Origin of the sequence: Microbacterium sp. BH-3-3-3 (assembly GCF_007679045.1) — a bacterium.
Taxonomy (GTDB): Bacteria; Actinomycetota; Actinomycetes; order Actinomycetales; family Microbacteriaceae; genus Microbacterium; species Microbacterium algihabitans.
Genome location: NZ_VEFS01000001.1, coordinates 912,370 through 931,316, shown reverse-complemented (window position 1 = coordinate 931,316; position 18,947 = coordinate 912,370). Strand labels below are relative to the sequence as shown.

Genomic DNA, 18,947 nt, shown 5'->3' with positions numbered 1-18,947 from the left:
ATGACCGAGGCACCCTCCCGCGCACAGCGACTGGAGGATTCCGTCGATGCCGCGATCGTGCGCGAGATCTCGATCGACGCGCGCGCCACCCTGTCGCATCTCTCCGATCGCGTCGGCCTGTCGGTCTCGGCCGTGCAGTCGCGGCTGCGGCGCCTCGAGGCCCGGGGGATCGTGCAGGGTTACCGGCCGATCCTCGACGCCGAGGCCCTCGGGCGCCCCCTCGCCGCGTTCGTCGAGATCACCCCGCTCGATCCCGCTCAACCCGACAACGCCCCCGAACTGCTCGCGCACCTGAGCGCGATCGAGGCGTGCCACTCGATCGCCGGTGAGGCGGCGTACATGCTCTTCGTCCGCGTGCCCACCCCGCGCGACCTCGAGGCGCTCATCCGCGACATCCGCGCCGCCGCCCAGGTGAACACGCGCACCACCGTCGTGCTGCAGACCTTCTTCGAGGCGCGGCCCATCGAGCCCGCCGAGTTCCCCGCCTGATCCCCGCGAGGTACACGCGGATACATCCTGCGGCGGATGCCGTGTCGGAGGCCCCCGCGTAGCGTTGCGGTGATGTTCGTCCTCCGCTCTCTCACCCGCGCGCAGCTGATCACCGATCTCTCGGTCGCCGCGGCGTTCTTCCTCATCGCGCTGGCGATCGAGACCTCGGGCGCCACGAGCTTCGGTGGAATCGCCGGCGCCGTGTTCGTCACGCTCGCCTTCACCGGCGCGGTCGCCTTCCGACGCCTCCACCCGGCGCTGGGTCTTTCCCTCGCGTGGGCGGGCGCACTGCTGCAGATGGGCTTCGGTCGCGAACCCTCGCCCACCGACGTGGCGATCTTCGCGGTGCTGTACACCACCGCCGCCTACGGCTCCCGGCGCGTGTTCTGGAGCGGCTTCGCGTCCGGCATCGCGGGAGCGGTCATCGTGCCGCTGTATCTCGTGGGTCGCGGGATGACCGCGCTTCCCTCGCCGAACGAGTGGTTCGCGCTGGTCGCTCTGCTGCTGGCATCCGGATTCGCCCTGATGCTGTCGTGGGTGTCGGGCGCGCTCGTGCGCACGGCGATGCGCGCGGCCGACACCAGTCGGGCCCAGCGCGCGGCCGAGGCGCAGACCATCGCCGAGCAGGAGCGCGTGCGCATCGCCCGCGACATGCACGACGTCGTGGCTCACTCGCTCGCGGTGGTCATCGCGCAGGCCGACGGGGCGCGCTACGCCGCGGCGTCGGATCCGGCCGCGACGGCGGAGGCGCTCACGACGATCTCGTCGACCGCGCGCGCGGCGCTCACCGACGTGCGTCTCCTGCTCACTCAGCTCCGCCACAGTCAGGGCGAGGGTCCCCAACCGACGCTCGCCGACCTGCACGCGCTGTTCGATCGCATGCGCGCCGCGGGACTCGCCCTCGACGTGCACGTCGACCCGCAGCCGCCCGGAGAGCCGCCCGCGGCCATCCAGCTGGCGGTCTACCGGATCATGCAGGAGGCCCTGACCAACGCCCTCCGACACGGTGCCGGGGGAGAGGTGCGCGTGCACCTGGGCTGGTGGCCCGACCGCGTCGACGTCTCGGTGCGCAACGCCCGGGGCACGGCATCCACCCCCTCCACGGCCCCGGTCGCGTCGGGTGGACATGGACTCATCGGCATGCGCGAGCGCGCGCAACTCGTGGGCGGGTGGCTCACGGCCGGGCCGGAGTACGGCGAGTTCGCCGTGCGGGCGAGCCTGCCGATCGGCGCGCGGGCGTGAGCGCGGCGTCGACGCGGCGAGCGTCGGCGGGGCAGAGTGGATGCCGACCCCTTCGCGATTCCAGAGAGGTGGCGCCGTCATGACCGCCCCCGTCCGCATCGTCCTCGTCGACGATCAGTCCCTGTTCCGCGCGGGTATCCGCATGGTGATCGACTCGCAGAGCGACCTCGAGGTCGTCGGCGAGGCCTCCGACGGGCGCGAGGCGATCGAGGTGGTGCGCCAGGTGCGGCCCGACATCGTGCTCATGGACGTGCGGATGCCGGTGATGGACGGCCTGACCGCCACTGCCGAGATCCTGCGCGAGCCCGAGCCGCCGCGCGTGATCGTGCTGACCACCTTCGACCTCGACGAGGCGGCGGCGCGCGCGATCCAGGGTGGTGCCAGCGGCTTCCTCTTGAAGGACTCCGAACCGGAATTCCTCCTGTCGGCGGTGCGCACCGTGCACGCCGGGTCCGCGGTGATCGCGGCCCAGGCCACGCGGGAGCTCTTCGCCCATATCGCCGACGCCGGGTCGACCGAGCCCGTGCCCGCGTCGTTCGGCGCGCTCACCGAGCGCGAGCGCGAGATCTTCGCCCTCGCCGCTGCGGGGTTGAGCAACGCCGAGATCGCGGAGCGCGAGTTCTTGTCGGAGGCGACGGTGAAGACCCACATCAGCCGGATCCTCACCAAGCTCGCTCTGCGCGACCGCGTGCAGCTCGTGGTCTTCGCCTATCGGCACGGGTTGGCCTGAGCCGCACCGCCTGTCAGGAGCGCGAGAGGCGTACCTGGTGAAGGGGGTCTCCCCAGCGGTCGTCGTCGCGACGGGCACCGTCGGGGCGGAAGCCGTGCTTGAGGTAGAACGCGACGGCACGGTCGTTGCCGTCGAGCACCCACAGGCTTGCGGGTTCGCCTCCCAGCGCGGCCTCGAGCAGCACGGGCCCGACCCCCGTGCCGTGGTGCTGCGCGAGCACATAGAGCGCGTAGAGCTCGCGCTGGTCCGCGGGGAGGTCGGGATCGCGGGTGGGGCCGGCCGAGGCGAATCCGACGACGCGCCCGTCGACGTCGGCGACCCAGGCGTCACCCAGTCGTTCGGCGCCGGCAGGGGTGCCTCCGGCCAGGCGCACTTCCCAGCGCCAGGCCGACAGGTCCTCATCGAGAGCGTCCGAAAGCGAACGCGGCATGGTCCCGGCGTGCGCCTCCGTCCAGCTCCGCACGTGCACCTGAGCGATGCGCCGACCGTCGGCGGGCCTCGCGGAGCGCACCGACAGCACGGTCATGACGAGGCGGGGCTCTCGGGCTCGGGCTCGGACTCCGGGTCGTGCGCCCAGGTCGGGGCGAGGGCCTTGATGCGCGTCGCGCGCCACTGCCAGGTCGCCCACAGTCCCGGCCACAGCGCGGGCGCCGCGGCGCCGCCGATGGTCAGCCGTTCGCGCCAGAGGGTCTTCGACGGATCGCCCGGAGCCGCAGACACCGCCATCTGGTGGTCCCACACGTCGAGCGCCGCGAGCGGACCGGTCAGCGGCACGCCCCAGTCGCGGAACACGCGCACCCGGCCGTTTCCGTCGCGCGTCTCCCGATCGGCCACCGAGATGAGCTGGCGTCCGACCGGCACGAGTCCTGCCACGCTCATCTGCACGGGCACGTCGTCGCCTGATTCGAACGACGTGGGCATCGTGCCGAGCGCCTCCACATCGAGCAGGGGACCGTAGAGCTCCGCCACGGCGCGCGGCGAGTGCAGGGCGCGCCAGGCGGCATCCGGGTCGCAGTCGACGACGAACTTCAGCAGAATGCGCATGCGGCCCATGCTGCACGACGACCGTCGGTATCGACCCCGGCTTGACGCGGCGGAGCCGGAGCCTGGCGTTCTAGGCTCGAAGGATGCCGAGCAGTGATCCCCACGCGCAGTCCGACTACCAGGTCCGCTTCGACTGGGGGCGGCGGAGCTTCGACCGCCTCGCTCCGGCGCACGTCGTCGTGGTCGTGCAGACCCTCGGCCTGACCGCCCACGCCCTCTCGGCGGTGGAGCACGGCGCTGCCCTCGACCTGGCGGGCGACGACGACCCCGCGGCGGCTCTCGCGCTCGCCGCAGAGGCCGCGGGAGCCCACGTCGTCGTCGGCGGTCTGCGCAATGCCGCCGCGGTCGCCGACCACGTGCTCGCGGTGCAGCGAGCGCGCGGAGAGCGTACGAGCATCTCGATCGTCGCGGCCGGGTACCCCGACGGCGACGAGGCTGTCCGCTTCGCGGTCGACGACCTGCTCGGGGCGGGAGCGGTGATCGCGGCGCTCGGCGACCTCGGCATCGACCACGCGTCGCCCGATGCCGCGGTCGCGGGAGAAGGGTTCCGCGCCCTCGGGGGCGCCGTGCGGCATCTGCTCACCGCGAGCGGCACGGGGCGGGCGCTGGCGGCCGACGGCGGTCGCGACGGCGTGCTGCACGCGGCGGCCCGCGACGCGGCATCCGTCGTCCCCGTGCTGCGCGACGGGGTGTTCGGCCCCGCCTGAGCAGGTACGCCGCGCAGAACCCGGCTCAGCGCGGCGTCGCCGCCGCCAGACGCGTCGCGGTGCTGATCTCGCGGTGCTCCCACGTCAGCGCGAAGCGCGGGTCGAACGACGGGGCGCAGCGCGCGCACGAGGTCGGCCGGGTGGCCCGGCGGTGCCGATAGGCGACGTGACCGGCCGGGCAGGTGCCCACCCACGGGGCGAGCTCGTTGGCGGTCTCGCCCGCGTGCGTCGTGCCGCCGACGTAACCGAGGTCGAGAGCGACCCGCTTCCAGCCCGGGCCGTGGCCCGCGGCCGGACCCGCCAGGGCGTGCGCCACCTCGTGCAGCAGCGTCTGGTGGTTGGTGTCGTCGTCGTAGCGGGCGGTGAGGTAGCGCGACACGCTGATGCGCTTGCGGGTGTAGTCGCACAGCCCCGCGCGGCGCTTGGCGTTGTCGAAGGCGAACGTCCACGACGCATCGAGGTGGAGGGCGATCAGCGCCTCGGCCCAGATGCGCACACGCTGCAGGTCGGACATGACCGGAAGACTAAGCCGAAGCTCCGACACTCAACTCGCGACGACCTCGCGAGCGCGGCGACGGTCGGCGGCGTCGATCGCGAGCAGGGTCGATTCGAGCTGCTTGTCGGTCGCGCCGGAGTTCTGGCGCAGGAAGAGTGCCTGCTTGAAGTCGCGGCGGGCGCCTTCGTAATCGCCCTCGTCGTAGTGCACCTTGCCGCGGTGCTGCAGCGCGAAGGCGGCGATGCTCGCCCAGCCCTGGCCCTCGGCCTCTTCGGCGCACATGGTGAGCTCCTGCTCGGCGGCGGCGTAGGCGCCGCGGCACTGCATGATCGTGGCGTGCAGGATGCGCGCGCGCAGCAGGTCGCGACGGGTGCCGGCCATGCGGGCGACGCGCACGGACTGCTCGGAGATGTCGAGGGCCTCGTCGAAGCGGTCCAGCACTTTCAGCAACCACACGCGCTCGAGCAGCGCGTGCAGACTGCGCTGCGAACCGATCTCCTCGAGACGGTCCGCGCACTCACGAGAGTCGGTGATCTCACGCAACGTGTCGGGGTCGTACCCGTGGATAAAGCTCACCGTCGCTCCTCTCGGTCAGGCAGGGTTCCAGTCTGCGATGCCCGCGCCCCGCGGGCGGGCGCGCCACGCGGTCACCTCTCGAAGATGGATGCCGAGGGCTTGGGCGACGGCGTCGCGTCGGCGTCGGTGGCCGGTCGGGCGTCGCGGATGAACTCGTCGATCTCGGCGCCCTGTGCGACCTTCGCGGGGTGGGGGCCGGCGGCCATGAGCCGGGGGAGCCACTCGACGGGGAGCGCCGCGGCGGAGGCGGCCACCACGAGGTTGCCGAAGCGGCGCCCCTTGAGCACCTGCACCTCGGCGAGCACGATCACCTCGGGCAGGACGGCGCGCACCGTCGCGACCTGTCGACGGGCGAAGGCGAGGCCGGGCCCGTCCGACACGTTGACCAGCAGCACCCCGTCGGGGGCGAGCAGTCGCGCGGCGTCGCGGTAGAACTCCACGGTCGTCAGGTGGGCCGGCGTCTGCGCGCCGGAGTAGACGTCGCTCACGAGGAGGTCGACCGCGCCGGTGAGCCCGGCGGGCAACCGCGAGACGCCCGCGCGGGCGTCGCCGATGCGCACGCGCACGGCGGCGCCGCGGGGGAGGGGGAGGTTCTCCCGCACGAGGTCCCAGAGCGCCGGCTCGAGCTCGATGACCTGCTGGCGCGATCCGGGCCGCGTGGCCTCGACGTACCGCGGCAGGGTCAGCGCCCCCGCACCCAGGTGCACGGCGGTGAGGGGTTGCCCCGGCATCCGGAGTCTGTCGATGACGGCACCCATGCGCGCCACGTACTCGAAGTGCAGGTGCGTGGGATCGTCGAGGTCGACGTGCGACTGCGGCGTGCCGTCGACCACCAGTTCGAAGCCCGAGACGAAGCCCGAGGGCGTGACGCGTGCGAGGGATCCGTCCGACAGGCGCGCCGTCGGAGCATCGTCGGGTTCCACGCGCATCCGTGCCATGCGTCAACGCTAACCCGCGGCCCGCCCCGCGCCCGCCCGCGTCGGGCCGCCCGCCGGTACCGTGGCGGCATGCGGGTGGACCTGAACGCCGACCTCGGCGAGACCGTCGACGGCGTGCCCACGGCCGACGACGAGGCGATGTTCGCCGTCATCTCGAGCGCGAACGTCGCGTGCGGCGGGCACGCGGGAGATGCCGCGTCGATGCGGGCGTCGGTCGAGCGGGCCGCGCGCTTCGGCGTCGCCGTGGGGGCCCACCCGTCGTACGACGATCGCGCGAACTTCGGTCGGATCCGCCGCGACCCCGACCCCGCGGATCTGCGCGCGGGGGTCTCCCGCCAGCTCTCCGCTCTCGCCGCCGCCGGGGCGGACCTCCGCTACGTCAAGCCGCACGGCGCCCTCTATCACGCGGTCACCGTCGACCACCGGCAGGCGGAGGCCGTCGTCGCCGCCGTCGCCGACCTCTCCGCGCGGCTCGGCCGCGCCCTGCCCGTGCTGGGCATGCCCGGTGCGATCGCCGGGGCCGCGGCATCCGCGGACCTTCCCTTCGTGCACGAGGGCTTCCTCGACCGCGGCTACACCCGTGTCGGGGGCCTCGTCCCGCGCGACGAACCGGGGGCGTTGGTCGACGATCCCGCGGTCGTGGCGGAACGCGCTGTGAGCCTCGTGCGCGACGGCCTCGTCGAGACGGTGGAGGGGACGACGCTCGAGGTGCGCGCCGCGTCGCTCTGCCTGCACGGCGACACCCCCGCCGCGGTGGCGATGGCGCGGGCCGTGCGCTCGGCCCTCGACGACGCCGGTGTCGAGGTGCGCGCCCCGTGGTGATCCTGCGGCCGATGGGGGAGCGCGCCGTGCTCGCCGAGGTGGCCGACCTCGCGGCCGTCACGCGTCTGCACGCGGCGCTCGCCGCGGATCCTCTCCCCGGCGTCGACGATCTCGTGCCGGCCGCCCGCACGGTGCTGGTGTCCTTCGACCCGCGCCGCACCTCCGCGGCGGTCGTGGGCGCCTGGGTGCGCGCGGCCGAGACGGCGGTTCCGGATGCCGCGCCCCCCGGGCCCCGTGTCGAGGTGCCCGTGCGCTACGACGGCGTCGACCTGGCGGACACCGCCGAGCTCCTCGGCATCCGCCCCGACGACCTCGTCGCCCGCCACCGCGCCGCGGAGTGGACGGTGGCGTTCACCGGCTTCGCACCCGGCTTCGCCTACCTCGTGAGCCCGGACTGGCCCTTCGACGTGCCGCGTCTCGCCCGGCCGCGCACGCGGGTCCCCGCGGGAGCCGTCGGCCTCGCGGGCTCCTTCACCGGTGCGTATCCGCGCGACACCCCGGGAGGGTGGCGGCTGATCGCCTCGACCGACGCGGTGCTGTTCGATCCGGATGCCGCCGAGCCCGTGTTGCTGCCGCCCCGAGCCCGCGTGCGATTCGTGCCCGCGCGGGTGCGGGTGCGGGTCAAGGGAGACACCGGCCGGGTCCTTGCGCCACCCCCGGTGTCCGCCCGGCAGGCGACCCCCGCCCTGCGCATCCTCGCGCCCGGCCCGCTCGCCACCGTGCAGGACCTCGGGCGCCCCGGCCGCGCGTCCCTCGGGGTGGCACGCTCCGGCGCCCTCGACCGGGCAGCGCTGCGCATCGCGAACCGCCTCGTCGGCAACGCCGAGTCGGCCGCGGGCATCGAGATCACCCTCGGCGGCTTCCGCGCACGGGCCGAGGTCGACACCTGGGTCGCCGTGACGGGTGCGCTCGCCGACGTCTCCGTCGACGGCCGCGCCGCCGACGCCTACGCGCCCCTGCTGCTGCCCGCCGGCGCCGAGCTGTCGATCGCGCCCGCCCGCGCGGGCCTGCGGCTGTACCTCGCGATCCGCGGGGGAGTCGACGCGCCCACCGCCCTCGGCTCCCGTGCGACCGATGTGCTCGCCGGTCTCGGCCCCGCGCCGCTGCAGGCGGACGCCGTCGTGCACAGCGGAGCCGCGGTCGGCGAGATCCCCGCGATCGACGGGTTCCCCTGGTCGGTGCCGCCGTCGGTGCTCGAGGTGGGGCTCGGGCGCGGACCCCGGGCGGAGTGGTTCGCCCCCGCCGCCGTCGACGCCGTGATCGAGACGACCTGGACCGTCTCGCCCGACCTCGACCGCATCGGCATCCGCCTCGACGGCCCCGCCCTCGCGCGCGTGCGCCACGAGGAGCTGCCCAGCGAGGGCATGCGCCCCGGGGCGATCCAGGTCCCCCCGCACGGGCGCCCGGTGATCCTGCTGGCCGACGGTCCCGTGACCGGCGGCTACCCCGTGATCGGGGTGGTTCCGGATGCCGCGCTCGACGCGCTCGCGCAGGTGCGGCCGGGCGATCGGGTGCGATTCCGGCGCGGCTGAATGGTGCCCGCGAGGGGAATGCCGGACGGGCGCACGCGGTTATACCGCAGGTCCGCAGACGCGTCAAGAATTGGACTGGACACGGCGAGTCCTCCCGCGTATGCTTGGACTTTGCGCTCCTCGATTCCCCCTGCCCTCATATGGTGGTCGGCTGAGCCTGCCCGTCCCCGCTTCATCGCGGTGTGCGGCGAGCAGGTTATCGGGGCAGGAACGCACTCCACCTGACGACAAGGAATCACGAGCCCCTCGCCCGGGCTTCTGGAGGTTATTCCCTTGGCTGCTGCGAGCAACGCATCCACCACCACCACCCCCAAGAGCGGACGCGGAGCATCCCGCCTCTCGTTCGCGAAGATCTCCGACAAGCTGACCGTTCCCGATCTGCTCGCACTGCAGACCGAGTCGTTCGACTGGCTCGTCGGTAACGAAGCCTGGAAGGCGCGCGTCGCCGAGGCCCAGGAACAGGGACGCACCGACGTCCCCGAGATCAGCGGACTCGAGGAGATCTTCGAGGAGATCTCTCCCATCGAAGACCTGAGCGAGACGATGCAGCTCTCGTTCACGAACCCGTACCTCGAGCCCGAGAAGTACTCGATCGAAGAGTGCAAGGAGCGCGGCAAGACCTACGCCGCCCCGCTGTACGTCGAGGCCGAGTTCATGAACCACCAGACCGGTGAGATCAAGACCCAGACGGTCTTCATGGGCGACTTCCCGCTCCAGACCGACAAGGGAACGTTCATCATCAACGGCACCGAGCGTGTCGTCGTGTCGCAGCTCGTGCGGTCGCCCGGTGTCTACTTCGACAAGACGCCCGACAAGACCTCCGACAAGGACATCGTGTCGGCGCGCGTCATCCCCTCGCGCGGAGCCTGGCTCGAGTTCGAGATCGACAAGCGCGACCAGGTCGGCGTGCGCATCGACCGCAAGCGCAAGCAGTCGGTCACCGTCTTCCTCAAGGCCCTCGGCCTGACCAGCGAAGACATCCTCGCCGAGTTCGCCGGCTTCGACTCCATCGAAGAGACGCTGTCCAAGGACACGATCCTCACGAAGGAAGACGCCCTCCGCGACATCTACCGCAAGCTCCGTCCGGGCGAGCAGGTCGCCGCCGAGGCCGCCCGTGCGCTGCTGGACAACTTCTACTTCAACTCCAAGCGCTACGACCTGGCCAAGGTGGGTCGCTACAAGATCAACCAGAAGCTCGGTCTCGACAAGCCGCTGAGCGACTCGGTGCTGACCGTCGACGACATCGTCGCCACGATCAAGTACCTCGTGCGCCTGCACCGCGGTGACGTCACGTTCGACGGCGTCCGCGGTGGCCAGGCCGCCGAGATCCGTCTCGACACCGACGACATCGACAACTTCGGCAACCGTCGCATCCGCGCCGTCGGCGAGCTCATCCAGAACCAGGTCCGCACCGGTCTGTCGCGCATGGAGCGCGTCGTCCGCGAGCGCATGACCACGCAGGACATCGAGGCGATCACGCCGCAGACCCTGATCAACGTGCGCCCCGTCGTCGCCGCGATCAAGGAGTTCTTCGGAACCTCGCAGCTGTCGCAGTTCATGGACCAGAACAACCCGCTCGCGGGTCTGACCCACAAGCGCCGCCTGTCGGCCCTGGGCCCCGGCGGTCTGTCGCGTGAGCGCGCCGGCGTCGAGGTCCGCGACGTCCACCCGTCGCACTACGGCCGCATGTGCCCCATCGAGACCCCTGAAGGCCCGAACATCGGTCTGATCGGCTCGCTGGCCTCGTTCGCCCGCATCAACGCCTTCGGTTTCATCGAGACCCCGTACCGTCGCGTCGTCGACGGCCGGGTGACCGACCAGATCGACTACCTCACCGCCAGCGAAGAGAGCGACCACATCGTCGCCCAGGCCGGTGTCGCCCTCCAGGCCGACGGACACTTCGTCGAGGACCGCATCCTCGCCCGTCGTGGCCAGGGTGGCGAGGTCGACCTCTTCCCGAACGACGAGATCGGCTACATGGACGTCTCGCCGCGCCAGATGGTGTCGGTGGCGACCTCGCTCATCCCGTTCCTCGAGCACGACGACGCCAACCGCGCCCTCATGGGTGCGAACATGCAGCGCCAGGCCGTGCCGCTCGTGCGCAGCGAGTCGCCCGTCGTGGGTACCGGTATGGAGGGCTTCGCAGCCATCGACGCCGGTGACGTGGTCACCGCCGACAAGGCCGGTGTGGTCCTGGAGGTCTCGGCCGACGTCGTGACCATCCAGCTCGACGAGGGCGGCACGCAGGACTACTTCCTGCGCAAGTTCGACCGTTCCAACCAGGGCACGTCGTACAACCAGCGCGTGGTCGTCTCGGCCGGCGAGCGCATCGAGGCCGGCGAGGTCATCGCCGACGGTCCTGCGACCGAGAACGGCGAGCTCGCCCTCGGCAAGAACCTCCTCGTGGCGTTCATGACCTGGGAAGGCCACAACTTCGAGGACGCGATCATCCTCAGCCAGGACCTCGTGAAGGACGACACGCTGTCGTCGATCCACATCGAGGAGTACGAGGTCGACGCGCGCGACACCAAGCTCGGCAAGGAGGAGATCACCCGTGACCTCCCCAACGTCAGCCCCGACCTGCTGAAGGACCTCGACGACCGCGGCATCATCCGCATCGGTGCCGAGGTGCGTCCCGGCGACATCCTCGTCGGCAAGGTCACGCCCAAGGGCGAGACCGAGCTGAGCGCCGAGGAGCGCCTGCTCCGCGCGATCTTCAACGAGAAGAGCCGCGAAGTCCGTGACACCTCGCTGAAGGTGCCCCACGGCGAGCAGGGCACGATCATCGCCGTCAAGGAGTTCAACGCCGAAGACGGTGACGACGAGCTCGGCTCGGGCGTCAACCGCCGCGTCGTGGTCTACATCGCCCAGAAGCGCAAGATCACCGAGGGCGACAAGCTCGCCGGCCGCCACGGCAACAAGGGTGTCATCGCCAAGATCCTCCCGATCGAGGACATGCCCTTCCTGTCCGACGGCACGCCGGTCGACATCATCCTCAACCCGCTCGGCATCCCGGGTCGAATGAACTTCGGCCAGGTCCTCGAGCTCCACCTCGGCTGGATCGCCCAGCAGGGTTGGAAGGTCGAGGGCACGCCCGAGTGGGCCGCCCAGCTGCCCGAGGTCGCCCGCGAGGCGGCTCCCGGCACGAAGGTCGCCACCCCGGTGTTCGACGGTGCGTTCGAGGCCGAGATCGCGGGTCTGCTCGACTCGACGATCCCGAACCGCGACGGCGACCGCCTGGTCGACTCCACGGGTAAGACGCTGCTGTTCGACGGTCGCTCCGGCGAGCCGTTCCCGGCGCCCATCTCGGTCGGCTACATGTACATCCTGAAGCTGCACCACCTCGTCGACGACAAGATCCACGCGCGTTCGACGGGCCCGTACTCGATGATCACCCAGCAGCCGCTCGGTGGTAAGGCGCAGTTCGGTGGTCAGCGCTTCGGTGAGATGGAAGTGTGGGCGCTCGAGGCCTACGGTGCCGCGTACGCGCTGCAGGAGCTCCTCACGATCAAGTCCGACGACATCCTCGGCCGCGTCAAGGTGTACGAGGCCATCGTCAAGGGCGAGAACATCCAGGAGCCCGGCATCCCCGAGTCCTTCAAGGTGCTCATGAAGGAGATGCAGTCGCTCTGCCTGAACGTCGAGGTCCTCTCGGCCGACGGCACGGCTGTCAACCTGCGCGACACGGATGACGACGCCTTCCGCGCTGCGGAAGAGCTCGGCATCAACATCTCCAGCCGCTTCGAGTCCTCGTCGATCGACGAGATCTGAGCTTCCAGCTCAGCGACCCAGCTCAGATTTCAGAGAATTCCGACACAGGAGAACCAGTGCTCGAATCAACCACTTTCGATCAGATCCGTATCGGTCTGGCCACCGCCGACGACATCCGTCGTTGGTCCTTCGGTGAGGTCAAGAAGCCCGAGACGATCAACTACCGCACGCTGAAGCCCGAGAAGGACGGCCTCTTCGGCGAGCAGATCTTCGGACCCTCCCGCGACTGGGAGTGTGCCTGCGGAAAGTACAAGCGCGTCCGCTTCAAGGGCATCGTCTGCGAGCGCTGCGGCGTCGAGGTCACCAAGAGCTCGGTCCGTCGCGAGCGTATGGGCCACATCGAGCTCGCCGCGCCCGTCACGCACATCTGGTACTTCAAGGGCGTGCCCTCGCGCCTCGGCTACCTGCTCGACATGGCGCCGAAGGACCTCGAGAAGGTCATCTACTTCGCCGCCTACATGGTCATCTCGGTCGACGAGGATGCTCGTCACCGCGACCTGGCGACGCAGGAGAACAACATCCGTCTCGAGCTCAAGACGCTCGGCGACCGTCGTGACGCCCGCATCGCGGCGCGCATGGCCAAGCTGGAGGAGGAGCTCGCGGCTCTCGAGGCCGAGGGTGCCAAGGCCGACCAGAAGAAGAAGGTCAAGGACGCCGCCGAGAAGGACATGACGGCGGCCCGCAAGAACGCCGACGAGCAGATCGCCAAGCTCGAGCGCGTGTGGGAGGACTTCCGCACGCTCGAGGTGGGCGCCCTGAAGCCCGAAGACGACGTCTTCCACGAGCTCCAGGACCGCTTCGGTCAGTACTTCGAGGCCCACATGGGCGCGGAGTCGATCAAGCGTCGTCTCGAGGCCTTCGACCTGCAGGCCGAGGCCGACAACCTGCACCTGCAGATCTCCGAGGGCAAGGGTCAGCGCAAGATCCGCGCGATCAAGCGCCTGAAGGTCGTCAACTCGTTCCTGCAGACCGGCATGAGCCCGGCCTCGATGGTGCTCGACGTCGTCCCGGTCATCCCGCCGGAGCTTCGTCCGATGGTCCAGCTCGACGGTGGCCGTTTCGCCACCTCCGACCTGAACGACCTCTACCGTCGCGTGATCAACCGCAACAACCGCCTTCGTCGCCTGATCGACCTCGGTGCCCCCGAGATCATCGTCAACAACGAGAAGCGCATGCTGCAGGAGGCCGTCGACGCACTGTTCGACAACGGTCGCCGTGGTCGCCCCGTCACCGGTACCGGCAACCGCGCCTTGAAGTCCCTGAGCGACATGCTCAAGGGAAAGCAGGGTCGCTTCCGCCAGAACCTGCTCGGAAAGCGCGTGGACTACTCGGGCCGTTCCGTCATCATCGTCGGACCCCAGCTCAAGCTCCACCAGTGCGGTCTGCCCAAGCAGATGGCTCTCGAACTGTTCAAGCCCTTCGTGATCAAGCGCCTGATCGACCTCGGTCACTCGCAGAACATCAAGGCCGCCAAGCGCGCCGTCGAGCGCTACCGTCCCGAGGTCTGGGACGTGCTCGAGGAGATCATCCGCGAGCGCCCCGTGCTGCTGAACCGTGCACCCACCCTGCACCGTCTCGGCATCCAGGCGTTCGAGCCCCAGCTCGTCGAGGGCAAGGCGATCCAGCTGCACCCGCTCGTGTGCGCGGCGTTCAACGCCGACTTCGACGGTGACCAGATGGCCGTCCACCTTCCGCTGTCGGTCGAGGCCCAGGCCGAGGCGCGCGTGCTGATGCTCGCCTCGAACAACATCCTCAAGCCGTCGGACGGTCGTCCGGTGACCCTGCCCTCGCAGGACATGATCATCGGTCTGCACCACCTGACCACCCTCAAGGAGGGTGCGAAGGGCGAAGGCCGTGCGTTCGGTTCGGTGGGCGAGGCGATCCTGGCCAAGGACGAGGGCACCCTCGACCTGCAGGCCAAGGCGCGCATCCGCATCCCCGGCCTCACGTTCCTCGAGGGCCAGGCGCCCGAGGGCTACGAGAAGCACGGTCTGGTCGACGCGTCGCTCGGACAGGCGATCTTCAACGACACGCTCCCCAAGGGCTACCCGTTCGTCCGCGAGCAGGCCGACAAGGGCAAGCTGTCGCAGATCGTCAACAAGCTCGCCGAGGAGTACCCGAAGGTGGAGGTCGCTGCTTCGCTCGACCGCATCAAGGACGCCGGCTTCTACTGGGCCACCCGTTCGGGTGTCACGGTGGCGCTGAGCGACATCCTCACCCCGCCGAACAAGGCAGAGATCGTCGCGGGCTACGAGAAGCAGGCCGCGAAGGTCCAGGGCCAGTACGAGAAGGGTCTCACCACCGACGCCGAGCGTCGTCAGGAGCTCATCAAGATCTGGACCGAGGCCACCGACGAGGTCCAGAAGGCGATGCGGGACAACTTCCCCGCCGACAACACCATCAACCGCATGGTCTCGTCGGGCGCCCGTGGTAACTGGCTGCAGATCCGCAACATCGCGGGTATGCGAGGCCTGGTGAACAACCCCAAGGGTGAGATCATCCCGCGTCCGATCATCTCCTCGTACCGCGAGGGTCTGTCGGTCGCCGAGTACTTCATCGCGACGCACGGTGCCCGTAAGGGTCTGGCCGACACGGCCCTCCGTACGGCCGACTCGGGGTACCTGACGCGTCGTCTCGTCGACGTCTCGCAGGACGTCATCATCCGCGAAGAGGACTGCGGCACGTCGAAGGGCCTCGAGCTCCCGATCGCCGCCGCCGACTCGACCGGTTCGCTGGTCAAGGACGCCAACGTCGAGAACTCGGTGTTCGCTCGCACGCTCGCCACGGCGGTCGTCGACGCGCAGGGCACCGTGCTGGCCGAGGCCGGCGACGACGTGGGTGACGTGCTCATCAACAAGCTGGTCGAGGGTGGCGTGGAGTCGATCAAGGTCCGCTCCGTGCTGACCTGCGACTCGGCCGTGGGTGTCTGCGCGAAGTGCTACGGCCGTTCGCTGGCCACCGGCAAGATCGTCGACATCGGCGAGGCCGTCGGCATCATCGCCGCCCAGTCGATCGGTGAGCCCGGTACCCAGCTGACGATGCGTACCTTCCACACCGGTGGTTCGGCGTCGGCGGATGACATCACGCAGGGTCTTCCCCGTGTGCAGGAGCTGTTCGAGGCCCGTACCCCCAAGGGTGCGTCGCCGATCGCCGAGGCCGACGGCCGCATCACGATCGACGAGACCGACAAGGCCAAGAAGGTCATCCTCACGCCCGACAACGGCGACGAGCCCGTGGTCTACCCCGTCCTGAAGCGCGCGACGCTCCTGGTCGAGGACGGCCAGCACGTCTCGGTCGGCGAGCCGATCCTGGTCGGAACGCTCGACCCCAAGGAGGTCATGCGCGTGCAGGGTGCCCGCGAGGTGCAGAAGTACCTCGTCAACGGCGTCCAGGGCGTGTACCGCTCGCAGGGTGTGCCGATCCACGACAAGCACATCGAGGTCATCGTCCGACAGATGCTCCGCAAGGTCACCGTCGTCGACCACGGCGACACCGACCTGCTGCCCGGTGAGCTGGTGGACTTCAAGCGCTACCAGACCATCAACCGCGAGACGGTCGGCGAGGGCAAGCGCCCCGCGTCGGGTCGTCCCGAGCTGATGGGTATCACCAAGGCGTCGCTCGCGACCGAGTCGTGGCTGTCGGCCGCGTCGTTCCAGGAGACCACCCGCGTCCTGACGCAGGCGGCCATGGAGGGCAAGAGCGACCCGCTGGTCGGCCTCAAGGAGAACGTCATCATCGGAAAGCTCATCCCCGCCGGAACCGGACTTGCGAAGTACCGCAACGTCACGGTCGAGGCGACGGAAGAGGCCAAGAGCGAGCGGTACCCCAACCGCATCTTCGCCTCGGACGGCGCGTACAGCGACGCCGACCTGAGCTACGTCGACTTCGACAGCTTCTCGACGGACGACTTCACGCCCGGCACGTACAACTGATCGAGGCGAGAGGAGAGCGAGCTCGCTCGCTCGACCGAGCCGATTGAAGTTGCCGAGCGACGAAGTCGCGAAGACAACTGATTCAGGGATGCCGCGTCCTCGACGCGGCATCCTGATCACCCCGAAGGCCCCCGGCTCGCGCCGGGGGCCTTCGTCGTGTCAGGGCGGTGTCGACGGCGTGTCGGGGCGGGGTCGCGGCGTGTCGGGGACCCGCTCCCGCGGGGTGGTGCGCCTACCGTGGATGCGGAGGAACGCATGGCCCGGATCGGTGGACGCAGCCTGTGGCTGGCCTGGCCGGCGGGGTTGTTGTGCGCAGCCGCCGTCGGCGGCCTCGTCGTGCTCGCGATGCCCGGCGTGCCGGTCGCGGTCGATTTCGTCGGTGAGACCCTGCGCGCCGCATCGACGGTCTCGTCCGACACGGCGGAGACGCCCCCGACCCCGGCCTCGGATTGCCGGCACCTCTACTCCCAGCCGCTCTGGTCGTCGCTCGTGTGGTCGCCGGGTGCCCTGCTCTCGCAGCGGCACACGGCCGCCGCCTCGACGCCGGAGGCCGTCGCGGCCGCCGGAGCCACGGTGGTCGTCACGTGTCACTGGCGCGGAGAGGGGGATCGCTCCCTCGAGACGACGGTCTCCACGGTGTCCGCGCAGGGGTCCGCGGCCGTGCAGGCGACGCTGGCCGGTCAGGGCTTCGCGTGCACGACGGAAGCCGACACCGTCCACTGCGAACGCGAGGCGGGCGGGGTGGTCGAGATCCACGACCTGCGCGCCGACCGATGGGTGTCGTCGACCCTGGTCGACTGGCAGCCCCCGGACTACGCCGCGATCGTGGCGTCGCACGCCTTCTTCGGCGAGTGAGGAGTCCCGCGGACCCGCGGCGGGATTACGACCCGAAGATCGACGAGATGATGCTGGCCGTGTACCCCGTGGGCGCCAGGTTCGAGTACTGCGTGTCGATCAGCACGTCGTCGCGCCAGTAGAGCGTGCGCCCGTCGTTGACGGGGTAGGTGTCGTTGATCCAGGTCTTCTCGCAGCGCGTGCCCGCGTCGGGGGTGTAGCAGCTGAACCCCTGCGTCGAGACGAGGTCGTTGAGCATGTCGAGGGCCGGTCCGCGGTCCATGCGCGTGATGTGGGTGACGAGTCCGGTGGTGTCGGCGGCCGGGTCGCGCCAGATGCAGGTCAGCGAGCCGTCGGGCTGTGCACCCGAGGGGCCCATCGCGGGATCGTTCAGGGGAGTGTCGCCCAGCTGCGCCAGCACGTCCGCCGTGAGCATGGATCGGCAGTCCGCGGGGATGCGCACGGCCGTCGCCGTCTGGGTGATCGTCGGGATGGGGGTCGGCGACGAGGAGACGGTCGCCGACGGCGCTGGTGCGGACTCGTCGGCGGCGGGCGCGCACGCGGTGAGAGCGAGCATCGCCGCGCCGAGCGCGACGGCGGTCAGGGCCGGGCGGAGCGGTCGACGAGGCATGCTGATACCCTAAGCGCCCCCGCCGACACGGTCGAGACGACAATGCCCGGCACGCCTGCGCGGTGGCCCGCAGGTCCCGGGATAGCCTTGCGCGGCAAGCATCGCGTGAGGAGACCCCATGAGCGACCATCAGTCGTACGGCGACCCCGTCGCTGAACCCAAGGACGAAGGGCACGACGTCGTCGGCCGAGCCCACGAGGGACTCGCCGACGCCGAGGCGGCGCGCCGCGATGCGGTCGACCCGCAGGAGGCGCAGGCCGCCTGGGACGAGCGCGAAGACCACGAGCGCGAGACCGCGGCTCCGCTCGCCGCGCGCAGCGAGCACACGGCTCCCGTCGTGCACGACGCCTCGCCGGTGCCGCCGCAGTCCACCTCGCAGACGGATCTCGACGACGAAGACGCTCGCTGGGCCGCCTACGCCGCCTCCGCCGAGTCCGAGAACGCGGCGCCGCGCACCACCGCGTACGACGCCCCCGTGGCGCAGACCGACCACGTCGACCGGACGGCAGCGACCACCGCCGCTCCCGCGGTCGCCGGAGCCGCGGCCGGTGCGGCCGCCGGGACCGGTGCCGCCACCGCATCCACCGCGCCCGTCTACGACGAGCCCGCCCGCGTCGGCGGCGGTGCGCAGCCCATCTTCGTGCAGGCGCCCGAGGCGCCCCGTCCGCGCGGCAACCGCGGCGCGGCCGGCGCCATCGGTCTGCTCGCCGCCCTCGTCTTCGCCGTGCTGTACCTCGCGGCCACGCTCGGTCTGGGCCTGCTCTCCGGAGACTTCGTCGCGGCCGACCTCGGTCGCGAGGCGCTCGCAACCCTCGCCACGGCGGGCCTCTGGGTTCCGACGGTGGCCTTCTACCTCGGCTTCTGGTTCCTCGGCGCGCTGATCAACCGCGGACGGTGGGGCCACTGGGTGGTCTGGGGCCTGCTCGTGGGCGTCGTCGCCTGGGCCGGTCACCTGCTGGGCGTGCTCCTGGGCGCCCCGTTCTGGATGATCACCGCGCGTCAGTCGTTCGAGCTGCTGCAGGACAACCTCCTCGCGCCGCTCGGAATCGTGGCCTTCGTCCTCGGCCGTGAGCTCACCATCTGGTTCGGCGCGTGGGTGTCGGCCCGCGGTCGCCGCGTCACCGAGATCAACGCCGAGGCGCAGCGCGAGTACGAGCGCACCCTCGAGGCCGGCCCTCAGCTCTCTCAGCGCTGAGACCGGAT

At 70.6% G+C, this 18,947-nt stretch carries 16 protein-coding genes; 10 read left to right on the top strand and 6 right to left on the bottom strand.

Features of this window, described 5'->3' with window-relative positions; all coding sequences use genetic code 11:
• From FS769_RS04380 to FS769_RS04370, 3 genes are all read left to right on the top strand, one after another.
• A complete protein-coding gene (locus FS769_RS04380) occupies window positions 1-489 on the top strand; it encodes an Lrp/AsnC family transcriptional regulator (RefSeq protein WP_186325417.1) in 489 nt (162 codons plus the stop codon).
• A 72-nt stretch (window positions 490-561) separates the two neighbouring features.
• Window positions 562-1,731, top strand: a complete 1,170-nt coding sequence (locus tag FS769_RS04375; protein ID WP_144829843.1) for a sensor histidine kinase — start codon at window positions 562-564, stop codon at window positions 1,729-1,731.
• Window positions 1,732-1,810: 79 nt separating this feature from the next.
• Complete coding sequence (locus FS769_RS04370) at window positions 1,811-2,461, top strand: response regulator transcription factor (RefSeq protein WP_144829840.1); 651 nt, start codon at window positions 1,811-1,813, stop codon at window positions 2,459-2,461.
• Window positions 2,462-2,474: 13 nt separating this feature from the next.
• On the opposite strand, the gene FS769_RS04365 is transcribed toward FS769_RS04370, so the two are convergent.
• Both FS769_RS04365 and FS769_RS04360 read right to left on the bottom strand, forming a co-directional pair.
• Window positions 2,475-2,891, bottom strand: coding sequence for a GNAT family N-acetyltransferase (locus FS769_RS04365; protein WP_260979692.1), 417 nt, complete (start codon window positions 2,889-2,891; stop codon window positions 2,475-2,477).
• A 92-nt stretch (window positions 2,892-2,983) separates the two neighbouring features.
• Window positions 2,984-3,505, bottom strand: a complete 522-nt coding sequence (locus FS769_RS04360; RefSeq protein WP_144829835.1) for a hypothetical protein — start codon at window positions 3,503-3,505, stop codon at window positions 2,984-2,986.
• A gap of 83 nt (window positions 3,506-3,588) precedes the next feature.
• On the opposite strand from FS769_RS04360, the gene FS769_RS04355 reads away from it, so the two are divergent.
• Window positions 3,589-4,212 carry a 2-phosphosulfolactate phosphatase gene (locus FS769_RS04355; protein ID WP_144829832.1) on the top strand — a complete coding sequence of 208 codons (624 nt, stop codon included), beginning with the start codon at window positions 3,589-3,591 and terminating at the stop codon, window positions 4,210-4,212.
• Window positions 4,213-4,237: 25 nt separating this feature from the next.
• Here the strand turns inward: FS769_RS04355 and FS769_RS04350 are convergent, their stop codons facing one another.
• The 3 genes from FS769_RS04350 to FS769_RS04340 form a co-directional block, all read right to left on the bottom strand.
• Window positions 4,238-4,726 (bottom strand): SprT-like domain-containing protein, encoded by a 489-nt coding sequence (locus FS769_RS04350; protein WP_144829829.1) that lies wholly within the window; start codon window positions 4,724-4,726, stop codon window positions 4,238-4,240.
• A gap of 30 nt (window positions 4,727-4,756) precedes the next feature.
• Window positions 4,757-5,284: a tetratricopeptide repeat protein gene (locus tag FS769_RS04345; protein ID WP_144829826.1), complete on the bottom strand. Its 528-nt coding sequence runs from the start codon at window positions 5,282-5,284 to the stop codon at window positions 4,757-4,759.
• A 71-nt stretch (window positions 5,285-5,355) separates the two neighbouring features.
• On the bottom strand, window positions 5,356-6,222 hold the full coding sequence (locus FS769_RS04340; protein WP_144829823.1) for a spermidine synthase: 867 nt from the start codon (window positions 6,220-6,222) through the stop codon (window positions 5,356-5,358).
• A gap of 69 nt (window positions 6,223-6,291) precedes the next feature.
• Here FS769_RS04340 and pxpA point away from each other — a divergent pair, with 69 nt between their 5' ends.
• The 5 genes from pxpA to FS769_RS04315 all read left to right on the top strand — a co-directional run bounded on the left by pxpA (window position 6,292) and on the right by FS769_RS04315 (window position 17,134).
• A complete protein-coding gene (pxpA, locus tag FS769_RS04335) occupies window positions 6,292-7,044 on the top strand; it encodes a 5-oxoprolinase subunit PxpA (RefSeq protein ID WP_144829820.1) in 753 nt (250 codons plus the stop codon).
• A complete protein-coding gene (locus tag FS769_RS04330) occupies window positions 7,038-8,576 on the top strand; it encodes an urea amidolyase family protein (protein ID WP_260979691.1) in 1,539 nt (512 codons plus the stop codon). The genes pxpA and FS769_RS04330 overlap by 7 nt, the downstream gene beginning before the upstream one ends.
• Before the next feature lie 273 nt (window positions 8,577-8,849).
• Window positions 8,850-12,347 (top strand): DNA-directed RNA polymerase subunit beta, encoded by a 3,498-nt coding sequence (locus FS769_RS04325; RefSeq protein WP_144829817.1) that lies wholly within the window; start codon window positions 8,850-8,852, stop codon window positions 12,345-12,347.
• 56 nt (window positions 12,348-12,403) lie between these two features.
• Window positions 12,404-16,279: a DNA-directed RNA polymerase subunit beta' gene (rpoC, locus tag FS769_RS04320; protein WP_144829814.1), complete on the top strand. Its 3,876-nt coding sequence runs from the start codon at window positions 12,404-12,406 to the stop codon at window positions 16,277-16,279.
• A 255-nt stretch (window positions 16,280-16,534) separates the two neighbouring features.
• Entirely contained in the window at window positions 16,535-17,134 is a 600-nt protein-coding gene (locus FS769_RS04315; RefSeq protein ID WP_144829811.1) for a hypothetical protein, read from the top strand.
• 25 nt (window positions 17,135-17,159) lie between these two features.
• Here FS769_RS04315 and FS769_RS04310 read toward each other — a convergent pair whose 3' ends face one another.
• Entirely contained in the window at window positions 17,160-17,744 is a 585-nt protein-coding gene (locus tag FS769_RS04310) for a hypothetical protein (protein ID WP_144829808.1), read from the bottom strand.
• A gap of 118 nt (window positions 17,745-17,862) precedes the next feature.
• Here FS769_RS04310 and FS769_RS04305 point away from each other — a divergent pair, with 118 nt between their 5' ends.
• Window positions 17,863-18,939: an ABC transporter gene (locus FS769_RS04305; RefSeq protein WP_144829805.1), complete on the top strand. Its 1,077-nt coding sequence runs from the start codon at window positions 17,863-17,865 to the stop codon at window positions 18,937-18,939.
• The last annotated feature ends 8 nt before the right edge of the window (window positions 18,940-18,947 follow it).